Raw genomic sequence first — 23,509 nt, 5'->3', positions numbered from 1 at the left:
ACCTATTATGGGTATTCGGGGAACTTGAGGGAGGAGCACTAGTTGGGCGAGATTCTGCGGAGGTTCGTCTTTCCCAAGTACCGGGGGAAGATCGTTGCGGGCACGCTCTGCAAGGCAGTCGAGGTCATCTTTGACCTTATCACACCGGTCATCGTGGCCAGCATGATAGACATTGGCGTCAGCAATCGCGACCAGGGATACGTGGTTCGCATGTGCGCCCTGCTCATCGTGCTAGCGGTGGTGGGGTTCTGCTTCACGATGGTGTGCCAGAAGATGGCAGCTGTTGTGTCACAGGGCTCGGGAACCGATATTCGCCATGATATCTATGCCAAGGTGAACCAGCTCGCGCCAGCGGACCTCGACCGCATTGGCACCCCCTCCCTCGTGACACGCATCACTAACGACGTAAACCAGGTGCAGGTCACGGTTGCCCTTGGCATCAGGCAAATCATTCGCTGGCCCATCCTGGCGATAGGCTCCATGGTCTGCGCCATGCTCATCGACTCGCAGCTTGGCCTGGTGTTTCTCGTCTGCACGCCGGCCATCGCTGTGGTCTTTTGGCTCGTGATGTCTAAGTCCGTTCCCCTCTTTGGCGAGCTCCAGGCGCGCCTCGACGAGGTGAGCCTCGTCACGCGCGAGAACCTCTCGGGCGTGCGCGTGGTGAGGGCGTTCAGGCAGGAGGCTCGCGAGGCCGAGCGCTTTCATGAGGCCGCCGACGCCCAGACCCAGACTGCTGTCACCATAGGCAAGCTCTCCTCGATTCTCAACCCCGCCACGCTTCTGGTTATGGATCTGGGCATCGTCGCCATCCTCTGGATGGGCGGCGCCCGCGTCAACGCGGGCAACCTCACGCAAGGTGAGGTCATCGCCTTCGTGAACTACATGACGCAGATGCTTGTGTCCATTGTCTACGTTGCCAACTTGGTCATCACCATCAATCGCGGCACGGCATCTGCCATGCGCATCATGGAGGTTCTCGACTGCGAGCCGCAGATCTCCGATGAGGACACCGCCCCGGTGGAGCTCTCCCGGGGCACCCTCGCTTCGGGGGTTGCGCTTGCGTTTGACCACGTCTGCTTTACCTACGACGGCGCCCCCCGGCCTGCTGTGGACAACGTCACCCTGCGACTGGGTGCTGGAGGTTCCCTTGGAATCATCGGCGGCACGGGCTCGGGAAAGTCTTCGCTTGTGAACCTCATTCCCAGGCTCTACGACGCCACCACCGGCGAGGTGCGTGTCTTTGGTCACGATGTTCGAGACTACCCCTTCACGCAGCTGCGCGAGCTCGTCTCGACGGTGCCCCAACAGGCTTCCCTCGTTTCGGGTACCATCCGTTCCAACCTCTGCTGGCGCGACCCCAACGCGACGGACGACGAGCTCTGGCGCGCGTTGGAGCTCGCCCAGGCGGCGGACTTCGTACGGGGTAAGGACCGTGGCCTTGACGCCGTCGTTGAGGCTGGCGGCAAGAACTTCTCGGGCGGCCAGCGCCAGCGACTCACCATCGCGCGAGCCCTCGTGGGCCATCCGCGCATCGTGGTGCTCGATGACTCTGCCTCGGCGCTCGACTTTCGCACGGACGCGAGCCTCCGCCAGTCGCTCCGCAGCCTCCGCTCGGAGCTTACCTGCGTGATTGTGTCTCAGCGCGTCTCGGCGGTCATGTCCTGCGACCAGATTCTCGTGCTTGACCATGGTCGCATGGCTGGCCTGGGATCTCATACCGAACTCATGAGGAGCTGCCCCATCTATCGTGAGATCTGCCTCTCGCAGCTTCGTCCCGAGGAGGTGGGTGCGTAATGGCAAACCCGTATGCTGCCGGCGCGAGCGCCGGAACCATTATGGCCAACGTGAAGGGCGACATTGGCAACGACAACAACGACAACCCCCAGGGCAGGCTAGACGAGACGGGCCTCACCACCGCCGAGGTCACGCGCCGCCTGCTTGCCTACACGCAGCCGCACCGGGTGTCGCTGGTTGCCTCCTTTGTGGCCTCTGCCGTCTCGGTTGTTCTCCAGCTCTACGTGCCCATCGTGATTGGCCGTGCAATCGACTGCATGGTCTCGGCCGGAAACGTTGACGTTGCCGCGCTCGTGGCGCTGCTGCAGGAGCTTGCGCTCGTGGTTGTGGGTGCGGCGGTGACGCAGTGGGTCTCTGGCTACTGCACGAACAGGCTTACGTACGAGACGGTGCGCGACCTGCGCATTGACGCCTTCTCTCGCTTCCGCGACCTGCCGCTCTCGTTTGTCGATGCGCATTCGCACGGAGACCTGCTCTCGCGCGTGGTGAACGACGCCGACCAGGTGGGCGACGGCCTGCTCCAGGGACTCACGCAGCTCTTCACCGGTGTGGTGACCATTGTGGGCACGCTTGCCTTCATGTTCTCGATATCGGTCCCCGTCGGCTTTGTGGTTGTGGTCGTGACGCCAGTCTCCATGCTCGTGGCCTGGCTCATCGCCCGCTACTCCGCAAAGAGCTTCAAAGACCAGCAAGCACTTCAGGGGTCTCTTGGCGGCTACGTCGAGGAGATGGTGGGCAGTCAGAAGCTTGTCTGCGCCTTCGCGTACGGCGACCGCGCACAGGCGGGATTCGATGCCATTAACCAGCGCCTCCTTGGGGTAGGGGAGCATGCGCAGTTCGCGAGCTCCCTCTCGAACCCCGCCACGCGCGTGGTGAACAACATCACGTATGCCGTCGTTGCCGTTGTGGGCTGCGTCTGTGTCATCTCCGGGTGGCCGAGCGTCCTCACCGTTGGCCAGGTGCAGACGTTCCTCTCGTACGCCAACCAGTACATGAAGCCCTTCAACGAGATTTCAAACGTGGTCACGCAGATCCAGACGGCCTACGCCTCGGCACGGCGGCTCTTCACGCTCATCGACGCCCCCGCCCAGAGCGCAGATCCTGCCGAGCCCGAGGTGGACGAGAACCCCGAGGGTGCGCTGGAGTTCTCGCATGTGAACTTCTCGTACGTGAAAGACCGCCCGCTGCTCGAGGACATCTCGTTTGTCGCGGAGCCCGGCCAGACCATCGCCCTGGTGGGACCTACGGGATGCGGGAAGACAACCCTTATCAACCTGCTGCTGCGCTTCTACGACGTGGACTCCGGGCAGATCCTGGTGGATGGCCACGACACGAGCACCATGCGCCGAGAAGACCTTCGCTCGCTCTTTGGCATGGTGCTTCAGGACACGTGGCTGTTCCGGGGGACCGTGCGAGAGAACATTGCCTACGGGACGCCGGGTGCCACGCTAGACGACGTGGTGGCTGCGGCCAAGCAGGCCCACGCGCACAAGTTCATCGAGCAGCTGCCACAGGGATACGACACGCTTCTGGGTGAGGACGGCGGGTCTCTCTCGCAGGGCCAGCGGCAGCTACTTTGCATCGCCCGCGTGATGCTCGCCAACCCCACGATTCTCCTGCTCGACGAGGCAACGAGTTCCATCGACACCCGTACCGAGCTGCAGGTGCAGGATGCCTTCGACCGCATGATGGAGGGCCGCACCTCCCTTGTGGTGGCGCACCGGCTTTCGACCGTACGCGACGCGGACTGCATCCTCGTGATGAAGGACGGCCACATCATCGAGCGCGGTACGCACGACGAGCTTCTTCGCGAGGGCGGATTCTACGCCAACCTCTACGAGAGCCAGTTCGAAGGGACGCGGTAACGTGCGAGCGGTGCAAGGCGCCTTGTGGTGCCAGATTGGCGCCACAGGCCAGGTTTCCGCAACTGTACCGTCGGAAAAGGGCCTTCCTGTGCCCGAGGGTTGACGCGGCTACCCAGTGACTGACCGGGTCGCCCCAAAGTTGACGCAGTCCGAAAGTCATCAACAGATAGCACCGTTCGCGGCCGTGCTGTGCCGTTCTACGGGGCCGAGCTACCGTCCGTCCACCGCGCGCGGGCACGCAATCTGCTGGGGTGGATAATCGGCCCCGGCGATGGTCGCATGATGGCTTTGTCACGTCCATCCATCGCCACGTCCACCCATCGGGAACGAGGAGGGGTCGATGCAGGAGAGTGAACGCCAGTACGACGTCGTGGTCATAGGAGCCGGTGTCTCCGGTTGCGCCACGGCACGCGAGCTGGCAAAGACAACGGCAAGCGTCTGCGTGGTCGAGCGTGAGGATGACGTCTGCTGTGGTACGTCCAAGGCAAACTCGGCCATAGTGCATGCGGGCTATGACGCGATGCCTGGTTCGCTCATGGCGCGCCTCAATGTCGAGGGCAATGCCCTCATGTACGAGCTCGCAGAGAAGCTGCAGTTCACGGTTAGAAACATCGGGTCTCTCGTCGTGTGCACGAGCGAGCGCGACATGGACGGCCTGCGCGAGCTCTTTGCGCGCGGCGTGGCAAACGGCGTGCCCAACCTGCAGATTGTAGACCGAGACACACTTCGCTCCATGGAGCCCAATATCTCCCAGAATGCCGTTGGCGCGCTTTGGGCACCCACGGCGGGTATTGTCGACCCCTTCGGGCTTAACGTGGCCCTTGCGGAGAATGCCGCCGAGAACGGCGTTGAGTTCATCTTCAACGCGCCCGTGACGGGCATGTCGCGTAGGCCCGAAGGAGGCTTTGTCCTTGAGACCCCGCAGGGCCGCATTGGTGCCCGCTGCGTGGTGAACGCCGCCGGCGTCTATGCCGACAAGATCCACAACATGGTCTGTGAGGACAAGCTCAAGATCGTTCCGCGCCGAGGCCAGTACATGCTGCTCGACACCACCGCGGGAAATCACGTGCACCACGTGGTCTTTGCTCTTCCGTCCAAGATGGGCAAGGGCGTGCTCGTCTCGCCAACCATCCACGGCAACCTCATAGTTGGACCAACCGCAGAGGACATCCAGGACAAGGAAGGCACCGACACCACGGCGGCGGGTCTTGCCGAGGTGGCCGAGAAGTGCGGCATCACGGTAGCCGACGTTCCTCTCCGCGAGGTCATCACGTCCTTCTCGGGCCTGCGGGCGCACCGGGCCGAGCACGAGTTCCTTATTGGCGAGAATCCCTCGACTCCGGGCTTTGTTGACTGCTCCGCCATCGAGTCGCCGGGACTCACGGCGTCCCCCGCCATCGGGCGCATGGTCGCGGGCATCGTGCGCGACATCCTGGGGCTCGACGAGAAGCCCGCAGGCACGTTTGTGGACACGCGTCGCGGCATCCCCAACCTGAACGACCTTTCCTTTGAGGAGTGGGGGAGGCTCTGCGAGGAGAACCCACTCTACGGGAGGGTCATCTGTCGCTGCTGCCACGTGACCGAGGCGCAGATCGTCGACGCCATTCACCGGCCTGTGGGCGCGAGGTCGCTCGACGGCGTGAAGCGTCGGACGGGTGCTTGCATGGGCCGCTGCCAGGCAGGTTTCTGCACGCCCAAGATCATGGAGATTCTCTCGCGCGAGCTTCCCGAGGTCACCATGGAAAACGTCACCAAGTCCGGGCCGGGTTCTGCATTCATCGAGGGCCACGTGAAGGACACCATCACCAAGGAGGCCCGCGCATGAGCGACTACGACGTCATTGTCATCGGCGGCGGTCCTGCGGGCCTCGCTGCTGCCACGGCCGCTCGCGGCGAGGGCAAGCGTTCGGTCCTGGTGATTGAGCGCGACCAGAAGCTGGGCGGCATTCTCAACCAGTGCATTCACAACGGCTTTGGTCTCATCACCTTCAACGAGGAGCTCACCGGCCCCGAATACGCTGCTCGCTACGAAAAGCTTGCGCACGAGGCGGGCGTGGAATTCCTTCTCGACACCATGGTCCTGGACGTCTCGCCAGATCGCGTGGTGACCTGCGTGAGCGAGGCGCTCGGCATGCAGCGCATTTCCGCCGGCGCCGTTGTTCTTGCGATGGGCTGTCGCGAGCGGCCGAGAGGCGCGCTCAACATCCCGGGGTTCAGGCCAGCCGGCGTCTACACCGCAGGCACCGCCCAGCGCCTGGTGAACATCGAGGGGCTCATGCCCGGGCGCGAGGTCGTGATTTTGGGCTCCGGAGACATTGGCCTCATCATGGCGCGACGCATGACGCTCGAGGGCGCGCACGTTGCGTGTGTTGCGGAGCTCATGCCCTACTCGGGAGGGCTCAAGAGAAACATCGTCCAGTGCCTCGATGACTTTGGCATCCCCCTCCTGCTCTCCCACACGGTCACGCGCGTGGAGGGCAAGAGCCGCGTGGAGGCAGTTTGGATTGCCCAGGTGGACGAGAAGGGTCATCCCATCGCAGGAACCGAGAAGCGCTACCCCTGTGACACGCTGCTCCTCTCGGTGGGACTCCTGCCCGAGAACGAGCTCTCGCGCGCGGCTGGCGTTGAGCTTTCGCGCGTGACGCGTGGTCCGGTTGTCAACGAGAGCCTCGAGACAAGCGTCCCTGGCATCTTTGCCTGCGGCAACGTTCTGCACGTGCACGATTTGGTGGACTACGTCTCTCAGGAGGCAACGGCTGCCGGAGCGGCGGCCGGCAAGTGGGCGGATGCCTGCGCGAAACAGGGGGCCCACGAGGAGCAGCCGGGCATTCCCGTTGTTGCCGAGGGCGGCGTGCGTTATACGGTCCCGCAGTCCATCGACCCCAAGCGCATGCCCGAGAAGCTCACGGTCCGGTTCCGTGTGGGCGGCGTCTTCGAGGACAAGCGAATCTGCGTGTATTTGGGAGGAGAGCGCGTCATTGCCAAGCGGCGGCCCATCCTGGTGCCCGGCGAGATGGAAGACGTCACGCTTAAGCGCGAGGACCTGCTCACCAGGCCTGGACTTGAGAAGATCGTTGTCACACTCGAGGAGGCATAGGATGGAGACGAGGACGCTTACCTGCATACGCTGCCCTCGAGGCTGCACCGTGAACGTAACCCTGGCGGATGACGGAACCATCACGGGGGTCACCGGAAACTCCTGCATGCGCGGCGACAAGTACGCCCGCGACGAGGTTACCCATCCCGTTCGCGTGGTCACCACCACGGTACCGGTTGTTGGCTCGGCGACGGAGAAGATGGTCTCGGTCAAGACTGCAGGCGACGTGCCCAAGGACCGCGTCTTTGACGTGGTACGCGCGGTTGCTGGTGTCACGGCCACCGCGCCTGTTCACATCGGCGACGTCATTCTCGCCAACGTTGCCGATACCGGCGTCGACATCGTGGCAACCAAGGATGCCTAGGCACTTCTCGCTGCAGCTATGGCCGCGGATCCGGCCTGCTGCCCCAAACGGGCCCGGACCACTGTCTTCGCACGGAGAATATCGCTATTTCTCAATTTCTCAGTAGGCCAACTGGGCAAATGCAGCCGCTGATTAAGAGAAAGCGATATTCTCCGTTGGCTGGGAGCCAGCTGGCGTCTCGTCGGCGGTGCCGAGCACAGGGAGCCTATCTGCTCCTAAGCTCCTTCCAACCGCTGAGCGGCTTGGCTCGCGGTATGCCGTAGCTCTCGAGCAAGATCTCGAAGTATTGCCTGCTTGCTACCTGTGCCGGGGTGAAGCGCATCACGCTTCGCCCGCCGATGGTGAGCCTGGACTCTCGCTGCCGTTCTCGCACGAACGCCCCCACCATGTCGCCACCGCTCATGGTCTTGTCAGTGTATTTGGAGAATCCGTCCATCTCGTCTATCACCGTGCCAGCATCGGCAAGGTCCCACGAGAAGTCCGCGCGGTAGCATTGCCCGGTGATGAGGTCGAGGTAGGGGACCTGGAGTTCGGGAAGGGCAAACCCCAGCTCGAGCATTGCCGCCCGCGCCTCGGACTCGCCCCAACTCTCTGCGCGTCCATCGGCGTGGGCGGCGACGATGCGCGCGTTTCGAATGCCGGCTTAACCCATGCGCGCAGGCTTCACCAATTCCTCGAGGCACTCGCGTGTCTGATTCGTCGTCCGGAGATACGAGTCAGCTACAGAAAGAGCTGCTGCAAAAGGCAGCTGTCGCATACAGTCGACTGCCGTTTGGTCGATGGTGGTGACACGCATGCCGTCGAGAACAACCACCTCACATGCCTGGACGCGCGTCCTTCTCGTAAGGGAAGTGCCCTTACACGTTCCCGAGCCCACCTTCGCGATGCAAAGTGGCCACATTGCAGATGGGGGTATCGCGAGGTCGTGGACGATTGCAGCGGACGGTCCCACGAACAGCCAATCGGCATGGATGCGACCGAGCGTGCGCATCACGCGCCGGGCACGTTGGCTAGGAAGAAGGCGCTCCCACACGTCGGCGCTTGCAAAGAGTCCCGGGTAAGGGCTGACCAGCTCTCCTTTGCCTTTGAGATAGGAAAAGCGGTTGAGTTCCGCATCACTCTTTGGGACTGCGCACAGGCCTCTATTCTCTGACACTTCAAGGTTTGCATCGCACGACCGCCTTGTCTCTTCACCCATCTCAGCTCCCCCTTGACGTGGGTGGATGAGAGGATATCGCATAAAAGCACAGTTCAGAGCCTCTTTCACGGTTAGATTGGTGACAGATTACCGACAGGCTGGATCATATGTGCATTCCCGGCGCGCACGCCCGAAGATTAGCGGGCACGTAAGCCCGGAGAATATCGCTATCTCTTAAACGTCTGCCGCATTTGCCCAGATAGCCCTGAGCATTTTTGAGATAAAGCGATATTCTCTGGGCGTAGGGACCGTAGGGGTGAGAAGGATGCTGCGGCCGGCATGGGCGTAGGGCCCGTGGGGGCGAGAAGGACGTCGCGTGTCGCCCCGCTACCTTCTGTACCTGAGGGAGACCTCGATAAACTCTGCGCGCCCAGCGATGTAGTCGGCATAGGCCGTCTCGGGGTCGCGGCCGTGGTATGAGGCACAGAACCCGCACATGTCGCAGTCGGCAATGCAAGGGAACCGTTGCTGCACATATGTCCGCCTCTCCTCCTCGGTCGAGCTTGCGACCTGCGGCGCATTGCCCATGTGACCTCGCTCCTCCCCGCATTGCAAAATGGTGCCCGTCCCGTGTAGGACGTCTCGGCCTCCGCCCAAAGGGTACCATGTGCACGTACCCCAATGGAAACCGGAGGACATCATGACCATCGACGCAGCCTCTACTGCCTTGCTCGTTGTTGACATTCTCGTGACGGACTCGTCCGACTCGCTGTATAACCACGACCCCCAGGAGGAGGCGCTTGTTGCCAAGGCCGTGCAGGTCACAAAAGCTGCGAGAAGAGCCGGCATGCCCGTGTTCTTCCTCTGCGACCAGCACATCCCCGGCGTTGACCGGGAGCTTGCGCTCTGGGGAGAGCACGGCGTGAAGGGCAAGGCCCATCCGCACCCTGCCCTCGAGGCGGGCAGCGGTCCTCGTGACTTTGTGATCCCCAAGCGCCGCTACTCGGGATTCTTCCAGACGGACCTCGACCTCACCCTGCGGGAGCTTGGCGTGAAGACCGTCATAGCGGTAGGGGAGGACACGAACATCTGCGTCCTGCATACGCTTGCCGATGCCTGGAACCTCGGCTATGACTCCGTTGTCGTCACCGATGCCACGCGGACCTTCCTCGTAGGCACCCAGGAGGGTGCGCTCGAGCACATGCAGCGCTGCTTTGGAACTAAGCTTTCTACGACCGAGCAGGTCATCACCGCCCTCGATAATGCCACCGCGCGCAGCTAGGGGGACACATGGCGGAGACAACCTACCCCAAGGGCAACAAGACCGTCTCGGACTCCCTCACCGAGTCCATCAAGTCCATTCGCTACGAGGACATAAATGGCGCCAACAGGCTCTTTGGCGGTCGCCTCATGGAGTGGATTGACGAGACCGCAGGCATTGCCGCCAGGAGGCATTGCGGCGGCAACGTCACCACTGCCTGCGTTGACCAGCTCACCTTCAAGCATCCGGCATACCTCAATGATGTCGTTGTCATTGTCGCTGCGGTCACCCACATCGGCCACACCTCAATGGAGGTGCGCGTCGACTCCTACGCCGAGGACGTCCACACCGGGGAGCGTCGTCTGATCAACGTTGCCTATCTCACCGAGGTCTACGTCGACGACGACGGCACGCCCATACCCATCGAGTACGGCCTCACGTTTGAGACGGACGAGGAGCGTCGCGAGAACGATGACGCGCTCAAGCGGATCATCTTTCGCAAGACCCGTGCCGCAGAGGGGTTCTAATTCAGCGGAGGGGTTCTGACAACCATGCAACCAGGGGATGAGCACTACCGTCCTCAAACCAGGAGAAGGTCCATACGTCCTGCACGTGGGTGCTTGCGCCGCGTGTGGCGCCTTCCACGCCGCAACGTCCTTCTCGTCGCAATCGCATGCCTAGCTGTCGCCGCAGGCGCGATCGTGCCCGTATTCGTGAGCGATGGCTCGTCGCCGGAAGAGGACGCTGAGGTCGTTCTCAACGCTACGGGCACGCAGCGGGCCATAGCGTATGACGAGGAGGTCGTACCCGTCGTGCAGGCGCCGCAGTCGACGCCCAAAGAAGAGTGGCGCCAAGGCTCGATGCCCTACCTCTATCAGATCGACCCCCAGTACAGGGACTTCCCCTATAGCAATGGGACCCTCGAAAAGCAGGGGTGCGGCCCCACGGCGCTCTCGATGGTCTACATCGACCTCACGGGAGACACGACCTACGGTCCGACCGAGATGGCGGCCTTCAGCACCCAGAACGGCTACTCCACGGACGGGGACGGCTCTTCCTGGCTTCTCATGTCACAGGGGGCGGAGAAGCTCGGGCTTGCCAGCACGTCAGTTGCCAACACTCCCGAGGCCATCGCCGAAGAACTTGAGGCCGGCCACCCCGTGATATGCGTCATGGCTCCAGGCACGTTCACCCAGGTAGGGCACTTTATTGCCCTCGAGGGGCTCGACGCGGACGGCAAGGCAATTGTGCATGACTCCAACAGTCGTGACCGGAGCCTGTGGCACTGGGACCTCTCGACCATCTGTGCGCAGGCGAACGCCGTCTGGAGCTTCTCGGTGGCCTAGCTTGTTAGCTCTTGGTACTACGAGAGGAACTGGTCTTTGAGCAGCGCGAGGCCGGTCTTCGTCTTGAATACCTTCCGTGCGGCGGACTCGGCCATGCGGCGTCGGGCATCGGGCCTCTCCATTGCGTCTTCGTAGATGTTCACCAAGAAGTCCGCCTCGACCAGTACCTGCAGGTCCATGTCGTGGATGTCTGCATAGCTGTGGTGGTGCGCCACGAGCCAGCACACGCGGTCCACCTCGCCTGGCTCATAGCCGGCGGCCTCGAGCAGGGGTCGTGCGACGCCGGGCCCCAGCTCCTCCTGGTGCTTGCCGGACGTGTCGTGGTAGAGGCGCTCCGACTCGTGGATGCCGCTGTCATGGACGATGGCGGCCGCCTCCAGGGTATGGAGGGTCTTCTCGTCAAAGCCCTCTGCTATGCCTATGGTCCGTGCCAGCGCGTGCACCTTCACAAAGTGCTGGATGCGCCGGGGGTCTCCCTTGTCGTAGTCGAACATGGCAAGCTCGAGGGCAGTGTGGTCTGGAGGGTTCATGGTCATGTGCCAAGCCTTTCTGGTTTGGTCGAAGAGCTGTGTCGCTCGCATCTTACGGCCCGGGTGCCACACCATGTGCCCTCGATGACACCTCGCATCAGAAGCGAAACGTTTGCCGTTGGTGGTCGAATGCCCGCCCCACACCTGATAGGATATGTCCATGTGTGATATAGATGGCACGGCACGGTTGAAGCATCTCATAAGGCCTACCCTCACAGTAAGGGGCTGTGGGGGCGTCTGCCGTGCATGAACAGAGCGCACTGGAGAGGAAGCGCATGGAGGAAGTCAAGGTAATCGAGCTCAAAGAGAGCGTCTTTGCCGACAATGACGCCGCGGCAGACCGCGTGCGAGAGGATCTTAAGTCTCGCGGGCAGTTTCTCCTCAACGTCATGAGCTCGCCGGGCTCGGGCAAGACAACCACGCTCACGCGTCTCATCAACCTTCTTAAGGACACCTACCGCATTGGCGTGATGGAGGCCGATATCGACGGTGCCGTTGACGCCGACCACATCATCTCCCAGACGGGAGCGCGCGCAATTCAGCTCCATACGGGCGGCATGTGCCACCTGGATGCAGGTATGACGCGCACGGGCATCGATTCCCTCGATGCTACGGGGCTTGACCTGGTCTTCCTTGAGAACGTTGGCAACCTCGTGTGCCCCGCCGAGTTTGACACGGGCGCCTCAAGGAACGCGGTCATCCTCTCGGTTCCCGAGGGCGACGACAAGCCCCTTAAGTACCCCCTCATGTTCGAGAAGGCCGACGTCGTCCTTCTCAACAAGATTGATGTTCTGCCGTACTTTGACTTTGACCTCGATACCTTTGTGGGCTACCTGCGGCAGCGCAACCCCACCTGCCAGCTCATCAAGATATCGGCCAAGACGGGCGAGGGCATGGACCAGCTCGCCGATTGGGTTCGCCAGCAAATCGACCTCTGGAGGGCGTAAGAGATGCCGGAACAGTTTGAACAGCCCCGCTCGATCTATCAGAACGAAGCCGAGCGCAACGCCGCCGTGGCCAAGCTCGGGCGCAAGATCACGGATGTCGTGAAGCACAAGATCGGTGGCATCAAGACCGACGACCCGGAGTACTGGGGTCTCAAGGAGGTCCTCTCTGACGAGATGGTCGACCTTGCCAACCGCATGAAGCTCCGCCAGTTCTATGACTTCGACCAGATGATGGCTCTTGCGCCTGAGATCGAACCTGCGCACCTGCAGGAGCTTCTCGACCAGATGAGCGTCATCGGCATCATCGAGTACGACTACGGAGACCACTACAACGACGACGGCCCCATCGCCGACGCACCCCGCGTCAAGCGCTGGCGCCTGCCCTACTTTGTCCCCGGCTCCGCAGAGCTCTTCAACTCGAGTAAGGACCGCATTGACAAGAACCCTGCGGTCGCCAATTTCTTCGAGCGCATGACCTTCATTCCGCTTGCCGGTATTACCCAGATGGTCCCGCCTGGCGGCGATGGCATTGGCATGCACGTGATTCCCGTTGAGGAGGCCGTCAACTTCCAGAACGAGGCCGTCAAGCTCGAGCGCATCTCGTACTGGCTCAAGAAGTACGAGGGTCACATCTCCGCTGGCATCTGCTCCTGCCGCTACTCGCGCACCAAACTCGGCGAGGGTTGCGCAGATGACCCGGATGATTGGTGCATCCAGGTTGGCGACATGGCTGACTACACGGTTGAGACCCACCGCGCCCACTACATCACAACCGAGGAAGCGCTCGAGATTCTCAAGCGCGCCGAGGACAACGGCTTTGTGCACCAGATCACCAACATCGACGGTGAGAACAAGATCTTCGACATCTGCAACTGCGACGTGAAGATCTGCAACGCCCTGCGAACGAGCATGCTCTTCAACACGCCCAACATGTCGCGCAGCTCATACACTGCCAAGGTCACGCCCGAGAACTGCGTTGCCTGCGGCCTGTGCGTCGAGTCCTGCCCCGCCGGCGCCGTCAAGCTGGGCCAGAAGCTCTGCCGCGCAAACGGTGAGCAGCCCAAGTACCCGCGCGCCATTCTTCCCGATGCCATCCACTGGGGCAAGTACGCCTGGGACGAGAAGTACCGCGACACCGCGCGCATGCACAACACCTGGCCCACCGGCTCTGCCCCCTGCAAGGCCGCCTGTCCCGCACACGTACCCGTGCAGGCCTACCTCCAGAAGGCCAAGGAGGGCAAGTACCAGGAGGCCGTCGAGCTCATTCGCACCATGAACCCGTTCCCCGCCGTATGCGGCCGCATCTGCAACAAGCGCTGCGAGGACGCCTGCACGCGCGGCACCATCGACCAGCCCGTCTCCATCGATGCGGTTAAGAAGTTCGTCGCCGACTATGACCTCGCGCAGGCCGAGCACGCCCTGCCCAACCGCGCGGTTCCCTCCGTCCACGACCACTTCGACCAGAAGATCGCCATCATCGGTGCCGGTCCGGCAGGCCTCTCCTGCGCGTACTACCTGGCACTTCTCGGCTACTCTCCCGTCGTGTTCGAGAAGCACGAGCAGCCCGGCGGCATGATGATGTACGGCATCCCGTCCTATAAGCTCGAGAAGGACGTGCTGCTTGCCGAGGTCGAGATCATCAAGAGCCTGGGCGTCGAGATTCGCTGCGGCGTCGAGGTTGGTCGTGACGTGACGCTCGACCAGCTGCGCGAGCAGGGCTTTAAGGCCTTCTTCGTGGCAGTTGGCTGCCAGGGCGGCAGGCGTCCGGGCGTCCCCGGCGACACCGCCAACGGCACCGACATTGCCGTGCACTATCTTCAGGACTCCATGGCCAAGGGCAACCCCGCCTTGGACGGTGACGTTGTAGTTGTTGGTGGCGGCAACGTGGCAGTTGACTGCGCGAGAAACGCCAAGCGCCGCGGTGCCACGACCGTGACGATGGTCTCGCTTGAGCAGCGTGACGAGATGCCTGCCACTAACGCCGAGATTGCCGAGACCCTCGAAGACGGCGTCACGGTCCAGAACGGCTGGGGCCCCAAGGAGGTTCTCACCGACGAGTCCGGCCACGTGAGGGGTGTTGTCTTCAAGCGCTGCACGCAGGTCATCGATCCCAAGACCAAGCGCTTCTCGCCGCTCTACAACGAGGACGAGACGATCACCGTTCCTTGCACCCAGGTGGTCTTTGCCATTGGCCAGGCCATCGAGTGGGGAGGGCTTCTCGACGGCCGCTCGGTGACGTTCCATCACGGCAACTACCCCCAGGCAGACGCCCTCACGTTCCAGACCGCTGATCCCGACATCTTTGTGGGTGGCGACGTCCTCACTGGCCCCAAGTTCGTGATCGACGCCATCGCTGCCGGCCACTATGCGGCCGAGTCGCTGCATCGCCGCGTCCAGGATGGCGCGAGCATGACCATTGGTCGTGACCGCCACAACTACCTCGAGTTCGACAAGGACGACCTTCTCATCGAGTCCTACGACAACGCAGGGCGCCAGGAGGAGGGCATGGACCCCGAGGGCACCGACCGCTTCCGCGACACGCACCGCACGCTCACGGCCGAGCAGGTGGCCATCGAGACAAAGCGCTGCCTCAGCTGCGGTGCCTCCGTGGTCGACCCCAATAAGTGCATAGGCTGCGGCATCTGCACCACGCGTTGCAAGTTCGACGCCATCCACCTCTACCGCGACCACCCCGAGATGACCGACATGCGCATGGCGGAGGACAAGGTCTCCGGCCTTGCGAGCTATGCGATCAAGCGTGCGGCCAAGATCGTGGCGAACTCCGGTTCCGAGGAGGCCAAGCTCATGCGCGAGAAGCGCCGCGAGTACAACCGCACCCACAAGGAGTTCAACCGCACGCACCCGTTCACGGGCAACTCGAGCGACGAGTCGCGCGAGGAGAACGCGTAAATGCACGAGCTTGGCATTGTCGTGCACGTGATCGACATGGTGGAGGAAGCCGCGCGCAAGAACGATGTGAGTAAGGTGGTGCGCGTTGACCTCGAGGTGGGTGAGGTCAGCACCATCGTGCCCAGCTACTTCCGCGACTGCTTCGAGTGGGCAAAGCTCCGCACGGAGTATATGCGGGAGTGCGAGCTCAACATGATCATTGTCGCCGGCATCTCGTACTGCCGTGACTGCAAGAAGACGTACCGCACCACAGAGTACGGGAAGGCCTGTCCCATCTGTGGGGGTCACAACACCTACCTCGTAACCGGGCGGGACGTGATGGTCAAGGACATCCAGGCCGTATAGAGAAAGGCGGCCCCGGTCGTGAAGCCGGGGCCGCCTTCTTGTATCGCACCTCAAGAGAACGGTGACAGCCAGTATCTGAAAGCTGGTATTCGTTCCTCTCGGCGCGGCTTCTCTTACGAGGCCTGCGCGGCGAGCACCTCGTTGAGACATGCCTCTACCGCACCCGTGCAGCGCCCGCAGCGTGTTCCCGCCCCGGTTGCGTTCTCCACGTCCTCGAGCGTCTTTGCGCCGTTCGCGACCGCCTGTTCGATATCTTGCCTGGTCACGCCGACGCACGGGCAGACAAGTGCCGAACCCGAGTCAGCCTGGGCTTCTCCTCCCTCGAAATCGCGATGGTAACCGTACTCGTGATGATATCCGCCGTGATGGTGTCCACGGTGTCCACCATGCCCATGGTGCTCGTGATAACCTGCGTACATAAATCTCTCCTTGAATAACGTTTGATATGGAATGCGGGGTTTGCCCCAAAGCGGGCCTAGGCTTATGGTATCCAGTCAATGACATATGCCACAAAAGTGGCACATGCCTAAATGGTCCCTGATGGCTTGCAAGGCAAGCCCGACAATCGCGTTCACACAGTAGGAGAGAGATTCTCGCAGGCGTGTTCGCTAACCTAAGATTTCGCGAATGGCGGACTCCGCGACTTCGAGCGTGGTTGCCCAGCTACCCTGGACCATCTGCGGCTTTCCTCCACCCCGGCCACCGAGCCGAGCGTTGAGCTCCTTGCACGCGGCCCTAAGATCCGCGCCAGAGGAGGCCATCACGTACGCAAGGCGAGAGTCATCACCCTCAACGGGCGAGATACCGGCGCATACCGTGGCGGGCGTGCGCTCGAGGACGCACTCGCACAGGTAGCGAAGGTCTTCGACGTCAAGACCCGGAAGGCAGCACACGGCGAGCGAATCCTTCGGGGCTAGCGTTGCCACAAACTGCTCGATCTGCGCGTGACCAGCCTGCTTCAGCTGGTGCTTTAGCTCGTCCTTCTCGGCAGAGAGGCGTCGCACGGCCTCGGGGACCTCCTCGTCTCCCACCGTGAGGAAGTTGCTTGTCTCGCGCAGGCTCTGCATGGCCTTCTCGCACGCCTCAAGCGCGCGCCGACCGCAGAGCAGCTCCAGGCGGGTCCGCTTCTTCTTGGTGGTCAGTCGCAAGATCTTGATGAGACCCACCTGTCCCGTCGAGGATACGTGTGTCCCGCAGCAGGCGCAGGAGTCGACGCCAGCGATTCTCACCACGCGAATCTGTCCCTCGTGGTCCTTCTTGCTGCGATAGTCGAGCGAGGCAAGCTCGTCTGGCGAGGGGAGAAGGGCCTCCACCCGCACGTCCTCGCGCACGGCGGCGTTGGCACGGCGCTCGACGTCGAGGACATCCTCGGGCGTGAGGACTCCGTCGAAGTCCACCTCGATGCACCGTTCACCCATGTGAAAGCCCACGTTGTTGTAGCCAAAAAGCGCGTGCACGATGCCCGAGATGATGTGCTCGCCGGTGTGGGCCTCCATGTTGTCGCGTCGCCACGTCCAATCGAGCGAGCCGTGGACAGATGCGCCAACGGGAAGGGTGGCGTCAACGAGGTGGATGACCTCGCCGGTGCCTTTACCAGGTATGGCCTCGCGCACGCTTACTACGAGTGCGTCCTCGCCGGAGCCGACCGTCAGCGTACCGCGGTCACCGGGCTGGCCGCCACCTGTTGGGTAGAATGCCGTCTGGTCAAGCTCGATCGCGAACCCTTCGTCTGCGGCAGTGCATGACGTGACTCTCGCGTCGAATTCCCGCGCATAGGGTTCCCTGTAATACAGCTCGTCAAAGGTTTCCATGACCGGCTTCCTCCGTTGGCCTGTGCTCTGTGCGGTTTCTCTCAGCCGCCCATGATAGGCGCACCCCTTGGTCTGCGGTCCGCGAGCAAAGAGACTCTACTCAAAAGAGAGAGGCACTGGCAACAAATGGCGGCGCACCGCTCCACGGCGATTCTCGTTACATAGTTGGTTCCTTTGGACCCCATCTTGCCAATAGCGTTAGCATGGGGTGTCACTTGGGAACGGATGGATCTCGCTCGGAGGCACAGATGGATGAGAAGCAGCTTGCACAGGGAATCCTTGACCTTGTTGGCGGTTCGGACAACGTCGAGGCGGTGACTCACTGCGCGAGCAGGCTCCGCTTCACGTTGAAGGATACCCAGAAGGCAGACGCCGACAAGCTGGATGCCATGGATGGCGTCCTGGGCGTCGTCGAGAAGGGCGGGCAGGTCCAGGTCGTAATCGGGCCTGCCGTCGAGTCCGTGTACGCGCCCCTCGAGTCTCTCCTCAGCAGCTCCACCTCCATTACAGCGAAGGCGGTGCCTGCCGAGAAGGAGCACCGCACCGTGATGGCGAGGGTCTTCGACTACATTTCCGGTGCGCTCACGCCGCTTCTGCCGGTGTTCGCCGGAGCCGGCATTCTCACCGCCGTGCTCATCATCCTTGCGGGCGTGGGAGTCTGCCCTTCGGACAGCGGGCAGTTTGCCGTCTGGTATGCCGCCGGGCATGCAATCTTCTATTTCCTGCCAATCTTCGTGGGCTACTACGCTGCGAAGAAGCTTGGCGTGACCCCTCTCGTAGGAGCTATCATCGGCGCGGCTCTTCTCGAGCCCAACTTCACGGGACTGCAGACCGGAGACCCCAAGAGCTTCTTCTCGATTCCCATCGTTGCCATTGACTACTCGTCGACCATCGTGCCCAGCCTGCTCGCCGTGTGGGTCACGAGCTTCCTTGAGCGCTTCCTCAACGCCCACATGGCCAAGAACCTGCGAAGCTTCCTCGTCCCCGCAATTGACCTCGCCGTGATGGTCCCCCTCACGGTGCTCGTGCTTGGTCCCATCGGCAACACCGTGGCAAATGGGGCCGGCGCGGCAATCAACTATCTCGTGACTGCAAACATGGTCGTTGCCGGCGTCGTGATGGGGGCGTTCTGGGGCCTTCTCGTCATCTTTGGCGTTCACTGGGCAATCATCCCCATCATCATGGCAAACCTCAACGCCAATGGCGGGGATCCCATCTTTGCCCTCGCTGCCGCCAGCGTCTTTGCATGCCTGGGCGTTAGCTTTGGCGTCTTCCTGCGCACCAAGGACAAGGGCTTCAAGACGCTTGTGGGCTCCTACCTCATCTCCGGAATCCTCTCGGGTGTGAACGAGCCCCTGATCTATGGCGTTATCATGCGGTACCGAAAGCTCATACCGATGGTTGTCGTGGCCGGTGCTGTTGGCGGCGCCGTAGGCGGCCTTGGCAACGTCCAGCTCATCGTCTTCAACTTCCTGGTGAACGTCTTCACGCTTGCCTCGTTTGCACCTATTGGTTGGTTCCTCGCGGAGGCGGCGGTGAGCTTTGCTGTTGCGCTCGTGCTCGTATTGATACTTGGCTTCGAGAGCAAGGGTGACGAACCCGAACGCGCGACGGAGCCAACGACTGAGAAGGCCGCGTAGCATGAGGGTTGCCTTCGCCCAGCAAGACGTTACTCCTGCCGTTCCCTGCGCCATGGACGGCTACGGCAGGAGAACCGCCACTGGTGTGCACGACCCCATTGGCGTGCGCTGCGTCATTCTCTCCGACGGGGAGGACGAGAGTCGCAGGGCGCTCTGTCTCTGCGTGGCGGATGTCTTCTTCCTGGAGCCTTCGCTTGCCGAAAGGGCTCGTCAGGCGATTTCCCTGCGCGCCGCTCTTCCCAAAGAGGCCGTGCACGTTGCCGCAATCCACACCCACGCGGGGCCAAAGGTGAGTAAGCTCGCAGACCCAGGCTGCCCACCAGACCCAGCTTTCATTGAGTCGCTTATCGAGGCAATGGCTTCCTGTGCCGAGAAGTGCATGACGCAGCTGACCGGGCAGGAGGACGCAACTGCATGGCTTGGCACCTGCGACCTCTCTGGCCTGTTCACGAATCGAAATGGCGTTGATGCCGGCTGCGACACAACGGGGACTGTGCTCAGCTTCACTGCCGGCCGCACCGGACGGCGCATAGACATTCTCCATGTGGCCTGCCACCCAACGGTGCTCCATGGCGAGAACCACCTGCTCTCGACGGACTACGTTGGTGTGCTGCGCGAGAGGTACGAGGCGCTTGTCGGCGCCCACGCAGTTGTTCTCGTAGGTGATGCCGGAGACTCGAGCACGCGGTACACACGCCGTGGAGAGGGCTTCGACGAGGTCGAGCGCATCGGACTCGAGATGGCCCGGCGCTTCTCGACGTCAACTCTCGACGAGGTCGCGTTGAGTCTCTGCGGAACGAGCGAGGTTCCCGTTCATCTGGACTACGTGCCAGCAGAGGACGAGACGCTTCTCTCGGCGAAGCGCTTCCTCGCCGGGCTTCTCGCAGATCCGGGCGCCGCCGAGGCATCGGGCATCGCCGCACGCGAGGACGACCTTCGCCAGATGTTGGGCATAGTCGAGGCCAAGCTCGCTATTCCTCGCATTCGCATTGACTCCGCTGCAACGCTGGTCAACCTGAGCAGCATAAGGTTCGTGTTTGTTCCCGCCGAGGTCGTGTTTGCGTTTGGGGAGCAGTTGAGAAACGCCTCGACGGTGCCTGTCCTCGTGTGTGGCTACGCAGACGGCTACCTCGGCTATGCCGTCGACCGCACGGAGTTTGGCAGGTATTTCGAGAGCTACATCACCGTCTTTCCCAAGGGCGCGGCAGACGAGTGGTTCTCGCGAATGGCAACGGTAATCTCGGGCTAGTTATGCACCTTGACTCTGCAGTCTATAGCGGTTGGCGCTGAGCTGTCTCGGCCCCCATGGGCGCCTGCTGGACCTGGCGCTCCTCCGCCGCAAGCTCGTGGAGAATCGACCACGCCATGGGAATCGTGACCAGGAACGTGATGACGTCGGTCACTGGCTGGGCGAGCTGAACGCCGAGAAGCCCCAGGAGGGGAGGCAGCACCAGGACCACGGGGCCTAGCACCAGTCCGAGCCTGCAGGCGCCCAGGATGGTAGCACGCCACATGCGACCCGTTGTCTGAAGCAGGAAGTTGGTGATCATCGCCGTTCCCGTGAGGGGAAGCGTAAAGCTCTCCACGCGCAGGGCGAGCGTGCCTATCTCCAGGACTTCAGAATCGCTCGAGAAGAGCCCCACGAGCTGCGGGGCGAGTGCGAACGTCACGACTCCGAGAAGCGCCACGGCAGTGAACGCCGTGCGCACGGAGAATCGGTACCCCGCACGAATGCGCTCGTAGAGCTTTGCCCCGTAGTTGTAGCCAATCACGGGCTGGAATCCCTGGCCAATGCCGATCTGCACGTAGTTGCCTATGCTCGCAATCCGCTGCACAATCGCGAGCGCCGCGATGGCCGCATCGCCAAAGGGCCGTGCCGCCTCGTTCAGAAGCGTCGTCGCCACCCCGAGCATGCACTGACGCACGAAGGAGGGGAGGCCTCCGTTCACGATCTTGGTGACCATGGCGCGGGTGGGCCTTCTCAGCCACTTTGGAGAGAGCGGGGTTATCCCCACGCGCTGGATCTGCCAGACGAGAATACAAAAGCTGATGAACTGACAAATCACCGTGGAGATGGCGCTGCCGGCAATGCCTAGACCAGCTCCATAGATGAGAAGCGGCTCCAACGCGATGTTGATGAGCGCGCCCGTCATGATGGCTATCATCGAGTGGAGCGCCTCGCCCTCGAAGCGCAGCTGCATGTTGAGCATAAGCGAGCTGCACATGAAGGGTGCGCCGAGGAGGATGATGCCTACGAAGGTCTTGGCGTAGGGGAGAATCGTACTCGTCGAGCCTGCCACCAGACAGATCAGCTCGATGAAGACGTTGCCTAGGATGGCGATGAGCGTGCCGAGAAGAAGCGTCGTCACAAGGCCGTTGGTCGCCATAATGCAGGCGCGCTCCCGCTCCCTCGCCCCCAGGTATCGCGAGATGGCATTGCCGGTGCCCTGGCCCATGCCAAAGCCAACGGCCTGGATGGCGGTCATGACTACGAACGAGATTCCGATGGCTCCCTCGGCCGAAGTCCCGAGCGACCCTACAAAGAAGGTGTCACAGAGGTTGTAGACACTGGTCACGAGGTTCGAGACGATAGACGGGGCGGCAAGGGAGAGGATGAGGGGCCGTATGGGCTCCTCGGTCATCTGCCGATACTTTGTCGTTGCTGTGTCTTCTTGTCTACTCATGCGTTGTATCGTAGTACCTGCAGGCGGTTTGATATTGCCGGCGAACGGCATTATCTTCAAGTAGACATAGAAGGATGGGGGGAGATGGCGGCAGGCGAGAACGTCGCTGGAACACAGGGTCTCACACTTGATGATGCCCGCAAGGCCCTGAGCACCTACTTTGGCTACGACTCCTTCCGGCCAGGGCAGGCCGAGGTCATCTCAGCCATTCTCTCTGGTCGCGATGCCCTTGCCGTGATGCCCACGGGTGCCGGCAAGTCCGTCTGCTACCAGATACCCGCCGTCCTTCTCGGTGGCCTCACGCTGGTGGTCTCTCCGCTCATCTCACTCATGGGCGACCAGGTGCGGTCTCTCAAGGACGCTGGCATCAGGGGCTCCTACCTCAACTCGACGCTTACCCCGCGCCAGCAGGAGGTCGTGATGGCGCGGGCAATCGCCGGGTGGTACGACATCATGTACGTTGCGCCAGAACGCCTTGCTGACCAGCGCTTTGTTTCCTTTGTGCAGCAGGTTCACGTTCCGCTGATCGCCGTTGACGAGGCACACTGCGTAAGCCAGTGGGGCCAGGACTTCCGCCCCGCCTATCGGGGAATTCCGGCGTTTGTCAGCCAGCTACCTCGCCGACCCGTTGTCTGCGCTCTTACGGCAACCGCCACGGCTCGCGTGCGGCAGGACGTATCGCACTTGCTCGATCTTCGTGACCCTATAGTCCAGGTGAACGGCTTTGACAGGCCCAACCTGCGGCTGTCCTCGTTCGAGCTCACGCCCAAGGAACGCACACGCTGGCTGCTTGGCTACCTCGCGGCGCATCCAAGCTGGTCTGGCATTGTGTACGCAACCACGCGCAAGAAGGTTGATGAGCTTGCCGAGACCCTGCGCGAGGCGGGGATTACCGCGGCGAGTTACCACGCGGGCATGGAGAACGGCGAGCGTGCCGCTTCGCAGGAGGCGTTCGTGCGTGACGAGGTGCGCGTCATGGTCGCAACTAACGCGTTTGGAATGGGAATTGACAAATCTGACGTGCGCTTTGTTGTCAATTGCGGACTGCCGCTCTCACTCGAGGAGTACTACCAGGAGGCGGGCCGCGCCGGCCGCGACGGCGAGCCAGCGGAGTGCTACCTGCTCTGGAGTCGGGGGGACATACGAACCTGCCACTTCTTCATCGACAACGCCGAGTTCCCTCCCGAGACCTCGCAGGAGGAGAGAAACGCCCTGCTCAGCAACAGAAACCGTCTCCTCTCGTCGATGATTGGCTACGCGATGAGCGACTCGTGCCTGCGTGCGCGTGTGCTTCGCTACTTTGGCCAGGACGCGTCATCGCTTGGGGCGGAGTCGGGGAGTGCTGGATGTGGCGGTTGTTCGGTCTGTCTGGGGAGCTCGGCGGAGGAGTACCTCCGGTCCAACAGGCCCCGCCGGGTCTTTGGCGGCTCGGGCACGGAATCGGTCTCAGGCAGATACAGGACACGCGAGCTCCCCAGCGAGACCGAGGTCACCGATGAGGACGAGCGCTTGTTCCAACGGCTGCGTGCTCTGCGCAAGCAGTTGGCGAACGCCTCCCGCGTTCCGCCGTACGTGGTCTTCTCGGACGCCACGCTTCGCGCCATGGTGCGGCGCAGGCCTACAACTGCGGAAGAACTGCTCAGCGTCTCCGGTGTTGGCAAGACAAAGCTCGAACGCTATGGGGCGGTATTTCTCAGCGAGATCAACCGATAGGGAAGCAGCGCTGCCAGCGGTTGACGCCACAGCGCGGGTTTCGTACGAGGTCGCTGCCGAAACTG

At 62.2% G+C, this 23,509-nt stretch carries 20 protein-coding genes; 14 read left to right on the top strand and 6 right to left on the bottom strand.

Annotated features, from left to right (window positions below; all coding sequences use genetic code 11):
- The first annotated feature begins 42 nt into the window (after positions 1-42).
- The 5 genes from BMX94_RS00350 to BMX94_RS00330 all read left to right on the top strand — a co-directional run bounded on the left by BMX94_RS00350 (position 43) and on the right by BMX94_RS00330 (position 7,119).
- Entirely contained in the window at positions 43-1,794 is a 1,752-nt protein-coding gene (locus BMX94_RS00350; RefSeq protein ID WP_091002316.1) for an ABC transporter ATP-binding protein, read from the top strand.
- The gene (locus BMX94_RS00345) at positions 1,794-3,659 is read left to right on the top strand and encodes an ABC transporter ATP-binding protein (RefSeq protein ID WP_091002315.1); all 1,866 of its coding nucleotides are present in this window, start codon (positions 1,794-1,796) and stop codon (positions 3,657-3,659) included. The genes BMX94_RS00350 and BMX94_RS00345 overlap by 1 nt, the downstream gene beginning before the upstream one ends.
- A gap of 340 nt (positions 3,660-3,999) precedes the next feature.
- A complete protein-coding gene (locus BMX94_RS00340; protein ID WP_091002314.1) occupies positions 4,000-5,484 on the top strand; it encodes an NAD(P)/FAD-dependent oxidoreductase in 1,485 nt (494 codons plus the stop codon).
- Entirely contained in the window at positions 5,481-6,755 is a 1,275-nt protein-coding gene (locus BMX94_RS00335; RefSeq protein ID WP_091002313.1) for an NAD(P)/FAD-dependent oxidoreductase, read from the top strand. Before BMX94_RS00340 ends, BMX94_RS00335 begins: the two co-directional genes overlap by 4 nt.
- 1 nt (position 6,756) lies before the next feature.
- Positions 6,757-7,119 (top strand): DUF1667 domain-containing protein, encoded by a 363-nt coding sequence (locus BMX94_RS00330; RefSeq protein ID WP_091002312.1) that lies wholly within the window; start codon positions 6,757-6,759, stop codon positions 7,117-7,119.
- Between the two features lie 205 nt (positions 7,120-7,324).
- Here the strand turns inward: BMX94_RS00330 and BMX94_RS00325 are convergent, their stop codons facing one another.
- Both BMX94_RS00325 and BMX94_RS00315 read right to left on the bottom strand, forming a co-directional pair.
- Positions 7,325-7,678, bottom strand: coding sequence for a hypothetical protein (locus tag BMX94_RS00325; RefSeq protein ID WP_091002311.1), 354 nt, complete (start codon positions 7,676-7,678; stop codon positions 7,325-7,327).
- A gap of 966 nt (positions 7,679-8,644) precedes the next feature.
- On the bottom strand, positions 8,645-8,845 hold the full coding sequence (locus BMX94_RS00315; protein ID WP_091002843.1) for a hypothetical protein: 201 nt from the start codon (positions 8,843-8,845) through the stop codon (positions 8,645-8,647).
- A gap of 112 nt (positions 8,846-8,957) precedes the next feature.
- Between BMX94_RS00315 and BMX94_RS00310 the strand changes: the two genes are divergently transcribed.
- The 3 genes from BMX94_RS00310 (at position 8,958) to BMX94_RS00300 (ending at position 10,864) form a co-directional block, all read left to right on the top strand.
- Positions 8,958-9,539, top strand: coding sequence for a cysteine hydrolase family protein (locus BMX94_RS00310; protein ID WP_091002309.1), 582 nt, complete (start codon positions 8,958-8,960; stop codon positions 9,537-9,539).
- 8 nt (positions 9,540-9,547) lie between these two features.
- Complete coding sequence (locus tag BMX94_RS00305; RefSeq protein ID WP_091002308.1) at positions 9,548-10,045, top strand: acyl-CoA thioesterase; 498 nt, start codon at positions 9,548-9,550, stop codon at positions 10,043-10,045.
- A 102-nt stretch (positions 10,046-10,147) separates the two neighbouring features.
- Positions 10,148-10,864, top strand: a complete 717-nt coding sequence (locus BMX94_RS00300) for a C39 family peptidase (RefSeq protein WP_177171270.1) — start codon at positions 10,148-10,150, stop codon at positions 10,862-10,864.
- A 17-nt stretch (positions 10,865-10,881) separates the two neighbouring features.
- On the opposite strand, the gene BMX94_RS00295 is transcribed toward BMX94_RS00300, so the two are convergent.
- Positions 10,882-11,400 (bottom strand): HD domain-containing protein, encoded by a 519-nt coding sequence (locus BMX94_RS00295; protein WP_218138427.1) that lies wholly within the window; start codon positions 11,398-11,400, stop codon positions 10,882-10,884.
- 269 nt (positions 11,401-11,669) lie between these two features.
- Between BMX94_RS00295 and hypB the strand changes: the two genes are divergently transcribed.
- From hypB to BMX94_RS00280, 3 genes are read left to right on the top strand one after another with little or no spacing between them, the layout of a single operon-like run.
- The gene (hypB, locus tag BMX94_RS00290; protein ID WP_091002306.1) at positions 11,670-12,341 is read left to right on the top strand and encodes a hydrogenase nickel incorporation protein HypB; all 672 of its coding nucleotides are present in this window, start codon (positions 11,670-11,672) and stop codon (positions 12,339-12,341) included.
- A gap of 3 nt (positions 12,342-12,344) precedes the next feature.
- Positions 12,345-15,251, top strand: coding sequence for an FAD-dependent oxidoreductase (locus BMX94_RS00285; protein WP_091002305.1), 2,907 nt, complete (start codon positions 12,345-12,347; stop codon positions 15,249-15,251).
- Positions 15,252-15,596, top strand: a complete 345-nt coding sequence (locus BMX94_RS00280; RefSeq protein WP_091002304.1) for a hydrogenase maturation nickel metallochaperone HypA — start codon at positions 15,252-15,254, stop codon at positions 15,594-15,596.
- Positions 15,597-15,709: 113 nt separating this feature from the next.
- Here the strand turns inward: BMX94_RS00280 and BMX94_RS00275 are convergent, their stop codons facing one another.
- A complete protein-coding gene (locus BMX94_RS00275; protein ID WP_091002303.1) occupies positions 15,710-16,015 on the bottom strand; it encodes a (2Fe-2S)-binding protein in 306 nt (101 codons plus the stop codon).
- A gap of 189 nt (positions 16,016-16,204) precedes the next feature.
- Complete coding sequence (locus tag BMX94_RS00270) at positions 16,205-17,407, bottom strand: alanyl-tRNA editing protein (RefSeq protein ID WP_091002302.1); 1,203 nt, start codon at positions 17,405-17,407, stop codon at positions 16,205-16,207.
- Between the two features lie 248 nt (positions 17,408-17,655).
- On the opposite strand from BMX94_RS00270, the gene BMX94_RS00265 reads away from it, so the two are divergent.
- Both BMX94_RS00265 and BMX94_RS00260 read left to right on the top strand, forming a co-directional pair.
- On the top strand, positions 17,656-19,047 hold the full coding sequence (locus tag BMX94_RS00265) for a PTS transporter subunit EIIC (protein WP_177171269.1): 1,392 nt from the start codon (positions 17,656-17,658) through the stop codon (positions 19,045-19,047).
- 1 nt (position 19,048) lies between these two features.
- Positions 19,049-20,296, top strand: a complete 1,248-nt coding sequence (locus BMX94_RS00260) for a hypothetical protein (RefSeq protein ID WP_091002300.1) — start codon at positions 19,049-19,051, stop codon at positions 20,294-20,296.
- A gap of 22 nt (positions 20,297-20,318) precedes the next feature.
- Here the strand turns inward: BMX94_RS00260 and BMX94_RS00255 are convergent, their stop codons facing one another.
- Complete coding sequence (locus tag BMX94_RS00255) at positions 20,319-21,731, bottom strand: MATE family efflux transporter (RefSeq protein WP_091002299.1); 1,413 nt, start codon at positions 21,729-21,731, stop codon at positions 20,319-20,321.
- A gap of 84 nt (positions 21,732-21,815) precedes the next feature.
- Here BMX94_RS00255 and BMX94_RS00250 point away from each other — a divergent pair, with 84 nt between their 5' ends.
- A complete protein-coding gene (locus BMX94_RS00250) occupies positions 21,816-23,444 on the top strand; it encodes a RecQ family ATP-dependent DNA helicase (RefSeq protein WP_091002298.1) in 1,629 nt (542 codons plus the stop codon).
- Positions 23,445-23,509 lie beyond the last annotated feature (65 nt).

Origin of the sequence: Olsenella sp. KH3B4, from assembly GCA_900111695.1 — a bacterium.
GTDB lineage: Bacteria > Actinomycetota > Coriobacteriia > Coriobacteriales > Atopobiaceae > Tractidigestivibacter.
Note: the sequence above shows the minus strand (reverse complement) of the source record. Positions and strands in the feature narration are given on the sequence as shown.

Excerpts from the sequence above, each read along its gene's own strand:
- BMX94_RS00345 (WP_091002315.1), top strand. The coding sequence starts at position 1,794 with ATGGCAAACCCGTATGCTGCCGGCGCGAGCGCCGGAACCATTATGGCC.
- BMX94_RS00340 (WP_091002314.1), top strand. The coding sequence starts at position 4,000 with ATGCAGGAGAGTGAACGCCAGTACGACGTCGTGGTCATAGGAGCCGGT.
- BMX94_RS00335 (WP_091002313.1), top strand. The coding sequence starts at position 5,481 with ATGAGCGACTACGACGTCATTGTCATCGGCGGCGGTCCTGCGGGCCTC.
- BMX94_RS00330 (WP_091002312.1), top strand. The coding sequence starts at position 6,757 with ATGGAGACGAGGACGCTTACCTGCATACGCTGCCCTCGAGGCTGCACC.
- BMX94_RS00325 (WP_091002311.1), bottom strand. The coding sequence starts at position 7,678 with ATGCTCGAGCTGGGGTTTGCCCTTCCCGAACTCCAGGTCCCCTACCTC.
- BMX94_RS00315 (WP_091002843.1), bottom strand. The coding sequence starts at position 8,845 with ATGGGCAATGCGCCGCAGGTCGCAAGCTCGACCGAGGAGGAGAGGCGG.
- BMX94_RS00310 (WP_091002309.1), top strand. The coding sequence starts at position 8,958 with ATGACCATCGACGCAGCCTCTACTGCCTTGCTCGTTGTTGACATTCTC.
- BMX94_RS00305 (WP_091002308.1), top strand. The coding sequence starts at position 9,548 with ATGGCGGAGACAACCTACCCCAAGGGCAACAAGACCGTCTCGGACTCC.
- BMX94_RS00295 (WP_218138427.1), bottom strand. The coding sequence starts at position 11,400 with ATGACCATGAACCCTCCAGACCACACTGCCCTCGAGCTTGCCATGTTC.
- hypB (WP_091002306.1), top strand. The coding sequence starts at position 11,670 with ATGGAGGAAGTCAAGGTAATCGAGCTCAAAGAGAGCGTCTTTGCCGAC.
- BMX94_RS00285 (WP_091002305.1), top strand. The coding sequence starts at position 12,345 with ATGCCGGAACAGTTTGAACAGCCCCGCTCGATCTATCAGAACGAAGCC.
- BMX94_RS00280 (WP_091002304.1), top strand. The coding sequence starts at position 15,252 with ATGCACGAGCTTGGCATTGTCGTGCACGTGATCGACATGGTGGAGGAA.
- BMX94_RS00275 (WP_091002303.1), bottom strand. The coding sequence starts at position 16,015 with ATGTACGCAGGTTATCACGAGCACCATGGGCATGGTGGACACCGTGGA.
- BMX94_RS00270 (WP_091002302.1), bottom strand. The coding sequence starts at position 17,407 with ATGGAAACCTTTGACGAGCTGTATTACAGGGAACCCTATGCGCGGGAA.
- BMX94_RS00265 (WP_177171269.1), top strand. The coding sequence starts at position 17,656 with ATGGATGAGAAGCAGCTTGCACAGGGAATCCTTGACCTTGTTGGCGGT.
- BMX94_RS00260 (WP_091002300.1), top strand. The coding sequence starts at position 19,049 with ATGAGGGTTGCCTTCGCCCAGCAAGACGTTACTCCTGCCGTTCCCTGC.
- BMX94_RS00255 (WP_091002299.1), bottom strand. The coding sequence starts at position 21,731 with ATGAGTAGACAAGAAGACACAGCAACGACAAAGTATCGGCAGATGACC.
- BMX94_RS00250 (WP_091002298.1), top strand. The coding sequence starts at position 21,816 with ATGGCGGCAGGCGAGAACGTCGCTGGAACACAGGGTCTCACACTTGAT.